This is a genomic window from Pseudoalteromonas shioyasakiensis (assembly GCA_013391845.1).
GTDB classification, from domain to species: Bacteria; Pseudomonadota; Gammaproteobacteria; order Enterobacterales; family Alteromonadaceae; genus Pseudoalteromonas; species Pseudoalteromonas apostichopi.
In genome coordinates, this window is record CP058414.1 from 235476 (window position 1) to 251158 (window position 15683).

General features: G+C 41.8%; 16 protein-coding genes and 1 pseudogene. 7 read left to right on the forward strand and 10 right to left on the reverse strand.

Annotated features, from left to right (window positions below):
- Positions 1-14 precede the first annotated feature (14 nt).
- Positions 15-326, forward strand: coding sequence for a DUF2909 domain-containing protein (locus HYD28_01070; GenBank protein ID QLE07679.1), 312 nt, complete (start codon positions 15-17; stop codon positions 324-326).
- On the opposite strand, the gene HYD28_01075 is transcribed toward HYD28_01070, so the two are convergent.
- From HYD28_01075 to lexA, 5 genes are all read right to left on the reverse strand, one after another.
- Positions 226-1101 (reverse strand): cytochrome c oxidase subunit 3, encoded by an 876-nt coding sequence (locus HYD28_01075; protein QLE07680.1) that lies wholly within the window; start codon positions 1099-1101, stop codon positions 226-228. The genes HYD28_01070 and HYD28_01075 overlap by 101 nt on opposite strands.
- A gap of 37 nt (positions 1102-1138) precedes the next feature.
- Positions 1139-1669 carry a cytochrome c oxidase assembly protein gene (locus HYD28_01080; protein QLE07681.1) on the reverse strand — a complete coding sequence of 177 codons (531 nt, stop codon included), beginning with the start codon at positions 1667-1669 and terminating at the stop codon, positions 1139-1141.
- Positions 1669-3264, reverse strand: coding sequence for a cytochrome c oxidase subunit I (ctaD, locus tag HYD28_01085; GenBank protein QLE07682.1), 1596 nt, complete (start codon positions 3262-3264; stop codon positions 1669-1671). The genes HYD28_01080 and ctaD overlap by 1 nt, the downstream gene beginning before the upstream one ends.
- Entirely contained in the window at positions 3264-4406 is a 1143-nt protein-coding gene (gene coxB, locus HYD28_01090; GenBank protein QLE07683.1) for a cytochrome c oxidase subunit II, read from the reverse strand. Before coxB ends, ctaD begins: the two co-directional genes overlap by 1 nt.
- 437 nt (positions 4407-4843) lie before the next feature.
- Positions 4844-5461, reverse strand: coding sequence for a repressor LexA (gene lexA, locus HYD28_01095; protein QLE07684.1), 618 nt, complete (start codon positions 5459-5461; stop codon positions 4844-4846).
- 161 nt (positions 5462-5622) lie between these two features.
- Here lexA and HYD28_01100 point away from each other — a divergent pair, with 161 nt between their 5' ends.
- The gene (locus tag HYD28_01100) at positions 5623-6060 is read left to right on the forward strand and encodes a PaaI family thioesterase (protein QLE07685.1); all 438 of its coding nucleotides are present in this window, start codon (positions 5623-5625) and stop codon (positions 6058-6060) included.
- A 7-nt stretch (positions 6061-6067) separates the two neighbouring features.
- Here the strand turns inward: HYD28_01100 and HYD28_01105 are convergent, their stop codons facing one another.
- On the reverse strand, positions 6068-6448 hold the full coding sequence (locus HYD28_01105; protein ID QLE07686.1) for a hypothetical protein: 381 nt from the start codon (positions 6446-6448) through the stop codon (positions 6068-6070).
- Between the two features lie 158 nt (positions 6449-6606).
- Here HYD28_01105 and HYD28_01110 point away from each other — a divergent pair, with 158 nt between their 5' ends.
- Positions 6607-7332 (forward strand): hypothetical protein, encoded by a 726-nt coding sequence (locus HYD28_01110; protein QLE07687.1) that lies wholly within the window; start codon positions 6607-6609, stop codon positions 7330-7332.
- On the opposite strand, the gene HYD28_01115 is transcribed toward HYD28_01110, so the two are convergent.
- Positions 7307-7660 (reverse strand): VOC family protein, encoded by a 354-nt coding sequence (locus tag HYD28_01115; protein QLE07688.1) that lies wholly within the window; start codon positions 7658-7660, stop codon positions 7307-7309. The genes HYD28_01110 and HYD28_01115 overlap by 26 nt on opposite strands.
- A gap of 108 nt (positions 7661-7768) precedes the next feature.
- On the opposite strand from HYD28_01115, the gene HYD28_01120 reads away from it, so the two are divergent.
- The 3 genes from HYD28_01120 to HYD28_01130 all read left to right on the forward strand — a co-directional run bounded on the left by HYD28_01120 (position 7769) and on the right by HYD28_01130 (position 10520).
- Positions 7769-8428, forward strand: coding sequence for an endonuclease (locus HYD28_01120; GenBank protein QLE10455.1), 660 nt, complete (start codon positions 7769-7771; stop codon positions 8426-8428).
- A gap of 99 nt (positions 8429-8527) precedes the next feature.
- Positions 8528-10153, forward strand: a complete 1626-nt coding sequence (locus tag HYD28_01125) for a PDZ domain-containing protein (protein ID QLE07689.1) — start codon at positions 8528-8530, stop codon at positions 10151-10153.
- Positions 10146-10520 carry a hypothetical protein gene (locus tag HYD28_01130; GenBank protein QLE07690.1) on the forward strand — a complete coding sequence of 125 codons (375 nt, stop codon included), beginning with the start codon at positions 10146-10148 and terminating at the stop codon, positions 10518-10520. Before HYD28_01125 ends, HYD28_01130 begins: the two co-directional genes overlap by 8 nt.
- A gap of 33 nt (positions 10521-10553) precedes the next feature.
- On the opposite strand, the gene hmpA is transcribed toward HYD28_01130, so the two are convergent.
- Together hmpA and HYD28_01140 are read right to left on the reverse strand one after the other, a co-directional pair.
- Positions 10554-11717, reverse strand: coding sequence for an NO-inducible flavohemoprotein (gene hmpA, locus HYD28_01135; GenBank protein ID QLE07691.1), 1164 nt, complete (start codon positions 11715-11717; stop codon positions 10554-10556).
- Between the two features lie 20 nt (positions 11718-11737).
- Positions 11738-12970: an NnrS family protein gene (locus HYD28_01140; protein ID QLE07692.1), complete on the reverse strand. Its 1233-nt coding sequence runs from the start codon at positions 12968-12970 to the stop codon at positions 11738-11740.
- A 156-nt stretch (positions 12971-13126) separates the two neighbouring features.
- Here HYD28_01140 and norR point away from each other — a divergent pair, with 156 nt between their 5' ends.
- Positions 13127-14689, forward strand: coding sequence for a nitric oxide reductase transcriptional regulator NorR (gene norR, locus HYD28_01145; protein ID QLE07693.1), 1563 nt, complete (start codon positions 13127-13129; stop codon positions 14687-14689).
- Here the strand turns inward: norR and HYD28_01150 are convergent.
- Positions 14686-15580: pseudogene (locus HYD28_01150) on the reverse strand (LysR family transcriptional regulator). The gene norR and the pseudogene HYD28_01150 overlap by 4 nt on opposite strands.
- Between the last annotated feature and the right edge of the window lie 103 nt (positions 15581-15683).

Below are 15683 nucleotides of genomic sequence, written 5' to 3' on the forward strand. Positions count from 1 at the left end.
TTGGATTACCTAATATGATTAAAATCATTATTGTTTTGTTATTACTTTATATTCTGTTCAACCTATTTAGAGCGCTGTTTGTGATGATGTCAGCAAAAGAGCACTCGAAACCTATGTCGCATTACCTAGGTCGTCGAGTGCTGTTTTCAGGTATTGTGCTGATCCTTATCATTGCCGCGTTAAAGCTTGGATTTATACATACAAACCCGTCGCCGCTTCACAAAGCTACAGCACGTACACAAATACAAATAAGCACAACCACACCACATCAACAAAGTGCCAATACCAAGCGGCTGCTTGAAAGGCAAAATGCTTTTCACTCGTAAAGTGACCTTTAAAAATTCTTAGCAAAACCACGAATAAAATGATGGTTCCTAAAGTCACGTGCATACCATGGAAGCCTGTTAACAAGAAAAAGGTATTTCCGTACACTCCCGCATCAAGGGTTAACCCTAAATCACGATAAGCATGCATATACTCGTAAACTTGTAAGCCAAGGAAAATCACACCTAATAGCACGGTTAAAGATAAAAACACCTTAAGAGCGCCACGCTTATTGTTTTCCATAGCAACATGAGCAAAGTGAATTGTGACCGAAGAGGTAAGTAGAATAAGCGTATTGATCAGGGGGAGACCTTGCCAGCCCATAGCCTGTGTTGTCTCGCCCGATGGCGTGGTTATCAGCGGCCATACAGCTTCAAAGGTTGGCCAGAGTACTTCGTTGGTCATGGCATTATTGCCTGCACCACCAAGCCAAGGCACTGAAATCATTCGAGCGTAAAAAAGAGCGCCAAAAAATGCCATAAAAAACATGACCTCAGAGAATATAAACCAGCTCATACCTTGTCGGAATGAGCGGTCCATTTGTGCTGAGTAAAGCCCTTTATGAGACTCTTCAATAACGTTTTTAAACCAACTAAAAACCATATAAATTAATATGGCAATGCCAAGATACAATACATACTGGCCATTACTGCCTTCACCACTGACTTGCATCACAGTTAAACCAGCACCGACAGCAATTAAAAACATCGCGATGGCGCCCACTATTGGCCAAGGGCTTTGTGCTGGAACATAGTATTTTTCGTAGTTTTGATTCATTTTGTTTGCTCCCAATTAGCAATTAGCTTGGCGGCTTTTAATCGTTTTTAGCCACAACATGCCCGCTAATATCAAACACGGTATACGACAATGTCAGTTCCTCAACATCGTCGGGTAACTCAGTATCAACATAAAACAACAAGGTAAATTCCATTTCTTCACCGGCTTTCATTGGCTGCTGATCAAAGCAAAAACAGGCGATTTTATGTAAATACTTTGCCGCTTTTCCCGGTGATACCGATGGAATTGCTTGCATGACTTTGTCTTCATTACTGGTGTTTTTTGCTGAGAATTTAACTTCACGCATGGCACCAGGTTGTACCGCCACGCTGTATTGCTCAGACTGCACCTTAAATGGCGCGCCGCTTTGAGCGTGAGTGGTAAAGCTGACATCAACTTGACGCTGTGTATTTATTGATTCACTCGCGCTCGCTTTTTCTAATGATGGCTTACCATTCAACCCTGTAACGTCGCAAAACACGTCGTAAAGCGGCACCATTGCAAAAGCAAATGCGAACATGAGCAAGCATGTAATCAGCAGTTTTTTTAGCAAAGGTGCATGGTTCATTACTTAATCTCCGGCGGTGTTTCAAAAGTGTGATAAGGCGCTGGAGAATCAACTTCCCACTCTAAACCTTCAGCTCCATCCCATACTTTGGCAGGCGCTTTTTCGCCACCTCTAGCACATTTAAATACCACCAACACAAACAACAGTTGCGATAAGCCAAATGCAAAACCACCAATACTGATAATGGCGTTAAAGTCAGCGAATTGCAGAGCATAGTCAGGAATACGACGCGGCATACCGGCAAGGCCAACAAAGTGCATAGGGAAGAACAGCACGTTGACACTGATTAGCGATAGCCAAAAATGCCATTTCGCCAGCGTTTCGTTGTACATGTTGCCAGTCCATTTCGGTAACCAATAATAGGCTCCCGCCATAATTGAGAACACGGCTCCTGTCACGAGCACATAATGGAAGTGTGCCACCACAAAATAGGTATCGTGATACTGGAAATCTGCCGGTGTAATGGCAAGCATCAAGCCAGAGAAACCACCTAATGTGAATAACACAATAAAGGCGATAGCAAACATCATCGGAATTTCAAAGCTAATTGAACCGCGCCACATGGTAGCTACCCAGTTAAACACTTTAACGCCCGTTGGCACCGAAATGAGCATTGTGGCGTACATGAAAAACAACTCGCCGGCTACAGGCATGCCTGTGGTAAACATATGATGTGCCCAAACGATGAAGCTCAGCAGCGCAATGGATGAGGTTGCATACACCATAGAAGCATAGCCAAATAACTTTTTGCGTGAGAAGGTCGGCACAATAGTCGAAATAATCCCAAAGGCTGGCAAAATCATGATGTACACTTCGGGGTGACCGAAGAACCAGAAAATGTGCTGGAACATCACAGGATCACCACCACCTGCCGCATCAAAAAAGCTTGTTGCAAAGTATTTATCTGTCAGCACCATAGTGACAGCCCCAGCTAAAACAGGCATAACTGCGATCAATAAGAATGCTGTGATTAACCAAGTCCAAACAAATAGCGGAAGCTTCATCCAAGTCATACCCGGCGCTCTTAGATTGACGATAGTCACGATAACGTTAATCGCCCCCATAATTGAGCTAATACCCATGATATGTATGGCAAATACAAACAGTGCAGTGTTATCGTTACTATAAGTGGTGGAGAGTGGTGCGTAGAATGTCCAGCCAAACGCAGGACCACCACCTGGCATCAGTAACGAAGCCAACAGGATTAAAAATGCGAAAGGTAATATCCAAAAGCTCCAGTTGTTCATGCGTGGCAGTGCCATATCAGGTGCACCAATCATCATAGGCACCATCCAGTTAGCAAGCCCAGTAAATGCGGGCATAACGGCGCCAAACACCATGATCAAGCCATGTACCGTGGTCATTTGGTTAAAAAAGTGCGGATCAACTAACTGTAATCCTGGCTGAAATAGTTCAGCGCGGATCACCATAGCCATCGCTCCACCAATCAAGAACATGGTAAGAGAAAAAATCAGGTATAAACTCCCGATGTCTTTATGATTGGTGGTGTAAAGCCAACGCTTAAAACCTTTAGCAGGATGATGATGGTCGTGATGCGCATGCCCAGTTGCTTGCTCATTAATAACGTTACTCATTATTTCGCCTCCGCTGCTGCATCAATCGCGGCTTGAATTTGACTCGGTTGGATCACATCGCCGGTATCATTACCCCATGCATTTCGCTTATAGGTAATAACCGCAGCAAGTTGCTTAATTGAAAGCTGCTTATCAAACGCTTGCATCGCCGTACCAGGGCGGCCATGTAACACGATATCTATGTGATCTTTTACATCACCTAATACAATGGGACTGCCTTTAAGTGCAGGAAACACGCCTGGTAAGCCCATACCAGTAGGCTGGTGACATGCAGCACAACTTGCCATATACACTTGCTCACCTAAGACCATAAGCTCTTCTTTAGGTAATGTTTGATCAAGCAAAGCAGCATCAGCGGCTGCTGCATTAGCCTTTTCTTCCTTAGCATCTGCAAGCCAATTAGCAAATTCGTCTTCAGGTAAGGCTTTCACCACAACAGGCATAAAACCATGATCTTTACCGCATAGTTCTGCACATTGACCACGGTAAACACCTGGTTCGTTAATACGTGTCCACGCTTCATTGATAAATCCCGGGTTTGCGTCCTTTTTAACTGCAAAATCAGGAACCCACCACGAATGGATAACATCGTCTGAGGTCATTAAAAAGCGGACTTTTTTATTGATAGGAAGCACTAGCGGTTTATCTACCTCAAGCAAATAATGCTCCGTTTTTTCTGCCTGATTGTCTATTTGATCTTTTGGTGTAGATAGGATTGAGTAATAGGCTATATCTTCACCCATATATTCGTAATGCCACTTCCATTGCGAGCCTGTCACTTTAATTGTGATATCAGCTTTAGAGGCATCTTCCATAGCAATGAGAGTTTTTGTGGCAGGCACAGCCATGGCTATTAAGATGACAAATGGAATGGCAGTCCAAAGTATTTCAACTTTTGTACTTTCATGAAATTGGGCAGGCTTGGCCCCTTTAGATTTACGGTGGTGTATTAAAGCCCAAAACATCACCGCAAATACGATGATGCCGATTACACAACAGATAATAAATATCGTCATGTGTAACTCATAAACATTATTACTTATATCAGTCACCCCTTTTCGCATATTGTATTGACTATTTGCCAATACAATTTCTGGGAGTGCAACCAATATAAGCCACAAGGCGTAACGCAGTTTACCCATGTGACGGCTCCTTTAGATGCTATTGCAAGACGCAAAGCGAAAAGGCGATACAGCAAGGTGCCCATTCGTTTTTTTTATTGTTCAGAGCGACTACGTATCATTTTAACTCACTTATGATACTGGCCCCCTGTCTAACACCTCGCACATTTTTGTGTCTTTTTATTAATCAGGTGTTAATACATTGCTTTAACCAATTAGTTAAAAAATGACCAATAAGCAAGTTTTAGTGATAATAAATGTTTATTTTGGTGCAGAAATAACAACTATAATCAGCGCGTTATTTAATGTTATGGTTTACGAAGAATATACAAAAAGAGAGGAAAACTGCGCCATATAAGGCTTTAAATAAAGAGTAAGGATTCACAAATCCTAATTAAGTGGCAAAATCACAATGGCGCACCAAATTAAGTCAATTTAGTGCACCAAATAAGGGACAACTACATCCAGTCAGCGTTACGAATGACTCCTACAGCTAACCCTTCAATATTGAAAGATTCATGCTCAAGGTCAACCTCAATAGGTGAGAACTCTTCGTTTTCAGCGTGTAAAAGTACTTTCCGACCTGCTTTTTCTAGCCGCTTAACAGTTACATCTTCATCAACTCGAGCTACAACAACTTGCCCATTCTCAGCAACTTGCGTTCTATGTACTGCAAGCAAGTCACCGTCCATAATACCAATATCTTTCATACTCATGCCATTTACACGTAGTAAAAAGTCAGCGGCTGGTTTAAATAACGTAGGGTCAACTTGGCAATGACTTTCGACATGCTCCTGAGCCAAAATTGGCTCACCAGCTGCAACACGGCCAATCAAAGGTAAACCTAACTGCTCAGGTTCATCTTCTTCAATCAACTGAATACCACGACTCGCTCCAGGCTTCATTTTGATCATGCCTTTTTTTGCCAGTGCTTTTAGATGTTCTTCAGCGGCGTTGGCACTTTTAAAACCCAATGTTTGAGCTATTTCAGCGCGTGTTGGCGGCATGCCTGTATCTTTAATAAAGACTTTAATTAGTTCTAAGATTTGCGATTGGCGTTTAGTTAATGGGCGCATACAACTGGTTTTCCATACAGTACATTTAACTGTGAGTATATACAGTTATTTGAAAATCGCAAATTTAAATTAACTCCATCATATTGCTACAAAACTAACATTGAACCGCAATGAAAGATGCCATAAGGTATTAGCTTTAATTCGCATGTTAAGGAAACACAATGAGTATTTGGCACCATCCAATCACGCTGGAGCAATGTAAAGACTTGGAACAAGGAGTAACCGGGCAAGGCACTTTAATGAAAACGATGGGTATTGAGGTGACTGAAATTGGCGATGATTATTTAGTGGCCACCATGCCTGCAATTCCTGAACACCATAACCCTATGGGCATGGTTCATGGCGGAGCAAACGTTGTGTTAGCAGAAACAGTGGCAAGCTATGCAGCCAACTTTGTTATTGATTTCAATAAATTCTATGCTGTTGGTCAAGAGATTAATGCCAACCACATAAAAGCGTCTCGAAAAGGGACATTAACGGCAACGGCCAGACCACTTCATTTAGGTAAGCGCACCTCTGTTTGGGATATCAAAATTACCAATGCTGCTGGGGAGCTGTGCTGCGTATCAAGAATGACCGCAGCAGTCGTAGAGCGCTAAATTCAGTTTACTTTTCGACTGGATAAATAGTAATTTCAATCCCTGCGCCAATTGCTGAGATACGTAACAAGGTATCTGCATGCAGGGGTTGGTTAAAGCACTTTGGCGAGTTACCCGATTCAAAACCTAAATCAAATGTACGTTTTGAACAAGATAACCACTGCTTTAATGCATTGCGCGAGCAAGATTCAATTAATTCGCAAAGCTGGTTAATCGCTTTGTCTGGAGAGCTGATATCTGCAGTTGCTTCAATGCGTGCAAGTTGACGGTATTCATCTTGGTCATAATGTAAAACCATAGCGTTTTTCTTCAAATCAGCAACAAGCGCACTAATATCGTGCTTTGATTCAAGCTCCAGATCTACATTTAAAAATTGAATTTCCGACATACTCTCGTTTTTATCCTCTATTGATATCGACTGAAACTTTAACTCAGTTTTGTATATATACCAAATCTAGAATACAGTTAATGCGACATTTTGCCGCATTGGCAATACAGCTAAACAACCTAAAATAGCGCCCATATAACAATAATAACGGGGTGGTAATGAATAAACGCATGTTCAAATATGCTCGTAAAGGGCATAAATGGCTAGGCTATTTACTTGCTTTGCAGATCTTTTTTTGGCTATTAGGTGGGCTTGTAATGAGTTCATTGCCGCTTGAAAAAGTGCATGGAAAACATCTAGCAAATCGCAGTCTAAGTAACCCTTTCTTAGTGTCAGACTACTCTGCTTCTATCGATAAAATAACGGCACAATTTGAACAAATTGAAAGTATCAAGTACAGCCACTTTTTAGAGTCGCCAATCATAGAAGTCACGGCACCGAGCGGCTCCTTTAATTTTGATGGCAGAACAGGTGATAAAATGCCTGCGCCGAATAAAGCACAAATAATTGAAAACGCGAGAACTCACTTACTTATTAACGCAAATATCACGCAAGCACAGCTGTTAACCAAAGGACCAAGAGAAGTGGCTCACAAGGCCAATGTTTGGCAAGTGAGTTTTGATGATTGGCTGACAACAACCTTATATTTAGATAGCCAAACCGGTAAAGTCATTACAGTGCGCAGCTCCCTATGGCGCATTTTCGACTTTTTCTGGATGCTACACATCATGGATTATGATGAGCGCGAAAACTTTAATAACCCACTTCTAATTAGCTTTTCGGCCACCAGCGTACTGTTTTGTATTACGGGGATTATTTTATTGCTACAGAACATTCGTTTAAAACGTAAAAAGCCTGCTAAACGTGCTGGTCAATCAAAATAGGGTTGCCATCTGGGTCGGTGATAATAAAACTCGCGTCACCGGCTTTTTGTATTTCTAACCCTTGTTGCTGAAAATGCGCGGCTAATTGCTCAAAAGTGGCAAACTCTACCAGTGCCTCAGCATTTTGATCCCAGCCTGGGTTAAAGGTCAGCATGGTTTTATCAAACATGCCTTGAAACAAACCTATTAAATGTTCGCCGTTTTTCATAATTAACCAATGCTGCTCGATTTCGCCGGCAAATTCTTTAAAGCCTAGTTTTTCATAAAACTGCTTTGAAGCATGAATATCTTTCACATTTAAACTCACAGAAAAGGCACCTAATAACATAGTTGTAATTCCTCTAATAAACGGCCTAACAACTATAGCTGAGTTGAAAAACTTTTCCTTTTTAGAATAGTAGCTCTAAAATGGCTGCTCCTGTAGTTCACTGATGTGATGGATATGCGTTTATTTCTATATTTAACCCTTTGTTTAATTTTTACTTCCCCTGTATCCGCTAAACAATTTTCGAGCTTTTACAGTGCAAAAAAGCACTTAATTAAGAATCTACCAAGCAATAGTAAAAGCTTATATTGTGGCTGCGATATAAAGCGCCAAGGTAAAAAGCTTGTACCAGACCCTGAAGCTTGTGGTTATATTCCAAGAAACGCCATTACCCGCTCAGGAAACGAAAACGCTCGAGCAAAAAGAATAGAATGGGAGCATATAGTACCTGCGTGGGAGTTTGGTCATCAATTACAATGCTGGCAGGATGGCGGACGTAAAAACTGCATTAAGGTCAGTGAAAAATTTCGTCAAATGGAAGCCGACATAAATAACCTCGCTCCAGCTATTGGCGAGATCAATGCAGACCGTTCTAATTTTCGCTATGGAATAGTCGCAACATCTAGTGCCAGTTATGGAGCTTGCCCAGTAAAAATCGATTTTAAGCAACGTGTATTTGAGCCACCGATTTATGCAAGAAAGCAAATAGCCGATACCTACTTTTATATGCAAAAAACCTATGGCTTAAAAATATCTAACAAACAACGTAAGCTATTTGAGTCATGGCAGAAGCTCAAAGTAGCTGAAATTAGTAACCGTAAGTCTTTATAACTAATAGCACATTCATTTACATTTGAGGCGCTACAATTTATTGCTTTCAGATACAGTAATTGCTAATTTTTAAGAAATACTATCGGAAAGGAAGCAAATATGTTTAACAATAATAAACTCGCCTTAGCAATATTTTTAGCAGTCTCAGGCGCGTCTCTATCTGGCTGCGGTGGCGGCGGTGGCTCTTCGAGCAATAACAACACAACAAACCCGCCACCAACAAGTTCAGAACCCACTTGGACCGCTGGTGTTTTTGAGCCATCAAGTGAATTTAAAGATCAATGTGCCGTACCACGAACAGGCAATGATCCTTATAACAATAATCAGCCTTACCCAGATACTGCTGGCTCTGAGTTTACCGAGAAGATGTGGTTACGTTCATGGAGTGACGAAACCTACCTTTGGTACGACGAAATAGAAGACAACAATCCTGATAATTTCAGCTCTGTCGCCGCTTATTTCGACCAGTTAAAAACATTCGAAACGACGGACTCGGGTTCTTTTAAAGATAACTTTCATTTTAGCAGACCTACTGAAGAGTATTTTAAAGAAGCTCAATCTGGGGTTGTTTCAGGTTATGGAATTAACTGGGTATTTATCAGTAATGTTCCGCCACGAGAGCTACGTGTTGCCTATTTAGAGGATGACTCACCTGCTGCAAATGCAGGGTTACAACGCGGTGATACTATTTTAATGGTTGACGACGTTAGTATTGACACTAATACCCAACAAGGCGTAGATATTTTAAATGAAGCGCTATTTGGGCCTACGGCTGGTGACGCCCATAACTTTGTTGTACGCAGTAATGATGGTACTGAAAAATCCTTTACTCTAGTAGCCGGTAATATTGCTCAAACGCCCGTTCAGAATGTTGATACCTTAACAACTGAGAACGGTACAAAAGTTGGGTATATGCAATTTAATAGCTTTATCAGCATTGCTCAACCTGAACTGATAAGTGCTGTGAATAAGTTCAAAGCTGATAATATTGATGAGTTGGTTATCGATTTTAGATATAACGGCGGCGGTTTATTAGCGCTTTCATCGCAGCTTGCATATATGGTTGCGGGTCCTGCTAATACCGATGATTTCTATTACTATCAAACGATTCAAAACGACAAACAGCCGCAAGATGATCCATATCCATTTATCGACCTTGAAATTGATTACTCTACATTTCAAACAACCAATAGCCGACTTCCTGATCTCAACTTATCTAAAGTATATGTACTAAGTACAGCCGGAACTTGTTCTGCGTCAGAAGCGTTTATAAATGGTTTAAAAGGTATAGATGCAGAAGTCATACTTATTGGTGATACGACCTGCGGCAAGCCTTATGGCTTTACACCAACACATAACTGCGCAACCACGTATTATACAATCCAATTTTCAGGCGCAAACTATAAAGGCTTTGGGGAATACGCCGATGGATTTAAACCAACACCTTCCCCCCAGTTTGATGCGGACATAAAAGGCTGCGAGGTTACAGATGACTTTGATCACAAACTAGGTGATAGCGAAGAGAGCTTATTAGCAACCGCGCTTTATCACATTGAAAATAATACCTGCCCAATTGTGGTGGAGTCCTCAAGTGCTAAGCAACCAAGCTTTACATCACAAGCAATTCAAGAAACAGGGCTACCACTTACAATTAAGCAGCCGCTTTACAAAAATAATATGGATTTAACCCGTCCGCTACCAGCGAAGGAAGGTAATAATGAATAAAACACTGTTATTAACCTGCACTTTACTGGCAAGCTTAGCGGGCTGTAAAAGTACCCAAGCGGAGCAACCGCAAGATGCTACGCTTGTTCGCGTAAATCCAGGTGTGATTACGGAGTTACAGCAGGCTATTCAATCCGCCAAAGGTGGTGCTATCGTCACACTAGCCGACAATGTATTTACTAAAAGTTCAGAGCTATTGATTGATCACGGCACCAACAAAGGGCCGGATGGCCTCCCTATTATGGGCGCTCATGCAATTCCTTCTGAGAAATTTGTTTTACAAAAATCAGGTGAGCAATGCCTACTTTACTACCCTAAAAAAGAGCTACGTATTCCACTACCTAATGTAGAGTGCGAAGTAAACTAACAAAAGGCGCAGCAAAAGCTGCGCCTTTTTTCATTATAGCGTTTGGTGAGGTCCAAACAACTCATAATGAATTCGTTCACTTGCAACCCCTAAACTTAGCAGCTGCTCTTTTATCATTGCCATAAATGCGATTGGACCACATAGGTAAAAGTCTGCCTCGCTAATTGGTAAGTTATCAGCAATGTGATTTACATCCATTAAGCCCGCAAAGTCCCCTCCCTTGCCATCCTTAAACCAAGAAACACAATTAAATAACGCATGTGCTTGCTGTTGCTTTAGTAAATACTCATCAAAGGCAAACTGCGTTTGACTATCACAAGCATGCAAGTAATGGATTGGCTTGCTATGTTGATTGCTCAATAATGTTTCAAGCATCGCCATCAATGGAGTTTGACCAACACCTGCCGAAATTAGCACAATAGGGGAATCAATTTCACGAAGCACAAAATCGCCTGCGGGTGGATAAATTTCTACTTCATCACCCTCACTTAAACTGTGTAAATAATTAGACACTAAACCTTCTTTTTTCACGCTAATGCGATAATTGCGGCCATTACTTTGCTGCGATAAAGAGTATTGCCTAACTTGAGTTAAATCACTCTTCGCTGGCGTTACTTTAATCCCTAAATATTGACCCGGTAAATACGCTACAACAGGCTTTGCATCAGTAGGCGTTAATGTAAAACTACAAATTTGCGCAGATTCCATACGTTTTTCTGTAATCGTGAAAGTGCGGGTACCAAACCAGCCGCCCGTTGCCTTTTTGTTTTTTTGATATAACGCCATCTCCTCGTTGATACATACATCAGCCAATAGGGAATAGGCTTCACGCCAAGCATACTCGACCTCAGGCGTAAATTGCTCAGGCAGTAACTCTTTTAAAGTTGCAATCAAATGCCCACCAACAATGGGGTAATGTTCTGGCAAAATATGGTAACTGGTGTGTTTATGGTTAATACGCGCAAGCGTACCTTTCAATACTGCCAAATTATCAATATTTGCAGCATAGGCAGCCAAGGCATTAAACAACGCAAATTGTTGAGTACCTGATTGCTGGTGAGTCATATTAAAAATATTTTTAAGCTCTGGATTGTAGCTAAACATACGATCATAAAAATACTCAGTAACTTGAGGTCCTGCTTCTGCAAGCAACGGCAAAGTACTTTTAACAATCTGGATCGTTTTTTCAGATAACATAGTTTTTCCTATTAGAGAGTTTAACCGCGGCGACCATCAACACGACGATTCACTAAGATGGGCGCACAATGAAATAAAAATAAGCTAAAGCCAACAACCCACAACAAAGCACTTAACTGCCATGTAAGATGGTGACCTAAAAAAGGAGGAAGTACCGAGCGTACAATGGCAGCGAAAGCAATTAATACGAATGCCATACTAATAAACGAAGGGACTTGCAGTGCCCGGCCAGTATGGCCATGAGATACACGCACCATCATGGCAATTATCATCAAGCCAATGGTGCCGACAGTGATCAGGTGAAGTGCGTCTTTGAATAAAATACTGGCACTATAAAAGCTTAATGCAATGAGTCCTAAACCCACAGATAAAGCCCAATAAGCTAAGTGCAATGACCAAAGCAGAGGTACTTTTAACACCCCTCTTTGCCACCACAAAACACACCTTGTGGCATGTAAACTAGCAAGCCAAGCAAAAATCCAACCAGTGCTCATCGCACTAAAAAACAGCTGACTCATAAAGAACCATGTAATGGCAAAAAATGAGCTAAACACAACTAATTTATCAAGCTTTGGCGTTCTAACTTGCTCACTCAAGTTAAGACCTCGCGCGGTAAAAAACGGCACGACTCGACCAGCTAGAACGCCAACTAGAAGAGTCATGATCAGCACGCCAGTATCAACAACACTAAGCGCAAGCGACATTTTATTAAGCACAACTAAGCTCAAAAAAATCATATTTAGCGCACAAAGCAAAGATGTGATAACGATAAATAAATAGTTGTGGTTACTTTTCGCTTGTATCAGCATGTCAGCTAGAATAATAATCCCAGCCAGCCACCATGCTAGCTGCAATATACTTACAATATAAAGGTTTAGCTGTTCGACCCCAGCAATATCAATAAAAAAACTAAGCCTTGCAGCAAGCCAGATAACACTGAGCAAACAAAGCTTAATGCCACTGACACTAGGGACGCCAGTCCATGTTTGCGCAGCGGTTAGCAAAAATCCCATAGCAACTATGCCAGCAAAGCCAAACAACATTTCATGAGCATGCCAAAGGGTTGCCGGCAATGCTAAATACCAATGCGCAACTCCCGCCAAAATTAATAACCAGTAACTCATTGCAAACACAGCTAGAACACTAGCAGCCAAGAAAAAAGGCCTAAATGCTAATGCCCATAACGGCCACTGATTGATTTGATAAAATTTAATACTACTTGGCATAGGTTCAGTTAAGTTAATGACTTTCATTAGGGCTCTCAGCGTTTAATTTCCTTAGCTATTGCACAGTTCGAGCCAAAAATAAAAACCAATAAATATCAATACATTAAAATTAAATACTTGATAAAAATGTCAAAATGACACACTATCAAAAGCATCAAAAAAACATATTCAGGTCAAATTGACATGCCACTCAAAAAATCAATTCTTGATGTTGCACTTGCCCTTACGAAAGCAAGCAGTGTTGATCACAATTTCAGCTATTTATTGAGTTGCATTAATGATTGGGTTGAATGTGATGCAGTCGCCTTATTATTAAAACAAGGCGATGTATTAAAGCCCGTAGCCCAGCAAGGACTCTCGGACGATACGTTAGGAAGGCGTTTTAAAATTATGGAGCATCCTCGCTTATTTGAAATATGCCGAGGTACTGAGCCCCTTAAATTCGCCAAAGATTGTGGTCTCCCTGATCCCTATGACGGCTTATTAGAAAGCCAGCATGGCGACTTTCCAGTTCATGCCTGCATGGGCGTGCCGCTATTTAGCACAAAAGCTAGTAGCGAACTGCTTGGCGTTTTAACCTTTGATAGCTTAGATGAACATGCCTTTGACGCTTTAACTATTAACGAGCTCAATCAATTGAAACAACTTGCAGCAGGCTATGTTGAGCATGCCCTGACCTTGCAGCACTTTAGGCAACACGCACAGCATAGCCACCAAGTTGCACAGCAGCTTAATATCGAGGCACTCACGCGAGAAGGTGTAGAAATTATTGGCAGTAGCCAAGCAATGCTAACCCTTAAAAATGATATCCAGCTGGTTGCGGCCTCAGAATTTAGCGTATTAATTCAAGGAGACACTGGGGTTGGTAAAGAATTGGTTGCGCGTAATATCCATTTAAACTCTAAGCGCCGTGATATGCCGTTGATCCACCTAAACTGCGCATCATTACCTGAAAATTTGGCAGAGAGTGAGTTTTTTGGTCACAGTAGAGGGGCATTTACTGGCGCACATACTGCTCGTCAGGGTAAGTTTCAACTCGCCGATGGCGGTACCTTATTTTTAGATGAAATTGGCGAACTTCCGCTCGCTATGCAAAGTAAGCTATTACGCGTTTTACAAAGCGGTGAAGTACAAACGGTGGGGGAAGACCAAAGCCGCTATGTCGATGTCAGAGTGATTGCGGCAACCAACCGAGATTTAAAGCAAGAAGTAGCTGCAGGACGCTTTCGTGCAGACCTTTATCACCGATTAAGCGTCTACCCATTGCATGTTGCACCATTAAAAGAGCGCGATAACGATGTTATTTTACTCGCGGGTTTTTTTATTGAGCAAACGTCTAAAAAGCTTGGCATTAAACAACTTAAACTCAGTATTGATACACAATTACTACTACGCCAATATGATTGGCCTGGAAATGTGAGAGAGCTTGAACATGTCATTAGTCGTGCTGCACTCAAAGCAAAGCAACAGCAATGGCAACAAAGCATTGTCACAATCGAGCCTCAGCATTGTGATATTGATAAAACTGCGATTGCTACACCAAGCCCAGATGCTGTTAACGAACAAAAAATCACTGGCTTATCGCTCAAAGAGGCAACCGATGCTTTTAGCTATCAGCTTATCATGCAGCAACTTGAACTACACAACCTAAACTGGGCTGCCACAGCGCGCAGTTTAAGCGTTGATAGAGCCAACCTTGTGCGCCTAGCCAAACGGCTAGGCATTAGCATTAAAAAATCTGTTTAAGCTTTTAACGCTTTAAAATAGGCTTTTAAAAGTTGGCTAAATGCTTGTACTTTGGCTGTGCGATGTACCAAATGGTGTGTCACCAGCCAAAGGTCTGTTGGCCAGCTCAGCTCTTTAGGAAGTACAGGCAGCAAATCAGGGTATTGGCTCGCCACTTCATGCTGTAAACCACCGATCCCCAAGCCTCTAACAATAGCCCGCGTGGCTTCCGAGGTTTCAGATACACGTAACTTAATTTGCGCTGATTCAATATGCTGATCAACCCATGCAAAATAAGGCACTTTACCGTTATAGCCAGCCACTCCAGAAACAAAACTATGCTGCTGTAACTGCTGAATATTCTTTGGCATGCCGTACTTTTCAATATAACTTTTTGAGGCATAAAACCCCGACGAAAGCTCAGCTAAATGCTGAGCAATATAGTCGCCTTCATCAGGGCGAGGGCCTGCTCGCACAGCGATGTGCGCCTGACCATGATCAAGGCGTAAACGGTTTTGATCAAGAATAACTTCGAGCTGCACTTGTGGATGCAGATTTTGAAACTGCTCACACACATCACTCAGCACATCAATAAAACCACTGACAGTGGTTAATAATAAACTCCCTCGCAACTGACTGTCAGCAGCAATTATATCGTTGTGAAGTTTATCAAGCTCAACGTTAATCGATTTAGCTGTAGCAAATAACTTAGCGCCAATTTCTGTCACTGTATAACCACGGGCATGGCGGTGGAATAGCCGCGCATCAAGGTTGTCTTCTAAATTATTAATTCGTCTTAGAAACCGTGCTGTGATGAACCCCCAGTGATTCGGCAGCAGCGGTTAACGTACCGAGCCTTGCCACCTCGTAAGCAACTTTTACATCTTGCCAATCATCAAATTGAATCGCCATAGCGGCTCCTTGTGTGCATATACGCACATAAGTTTTGCGTTTATTGGGCTTTTCTGCAAGCTGTTTTTTGCTACAGTGAACGTATCAGCAGTGAGTGTATCAA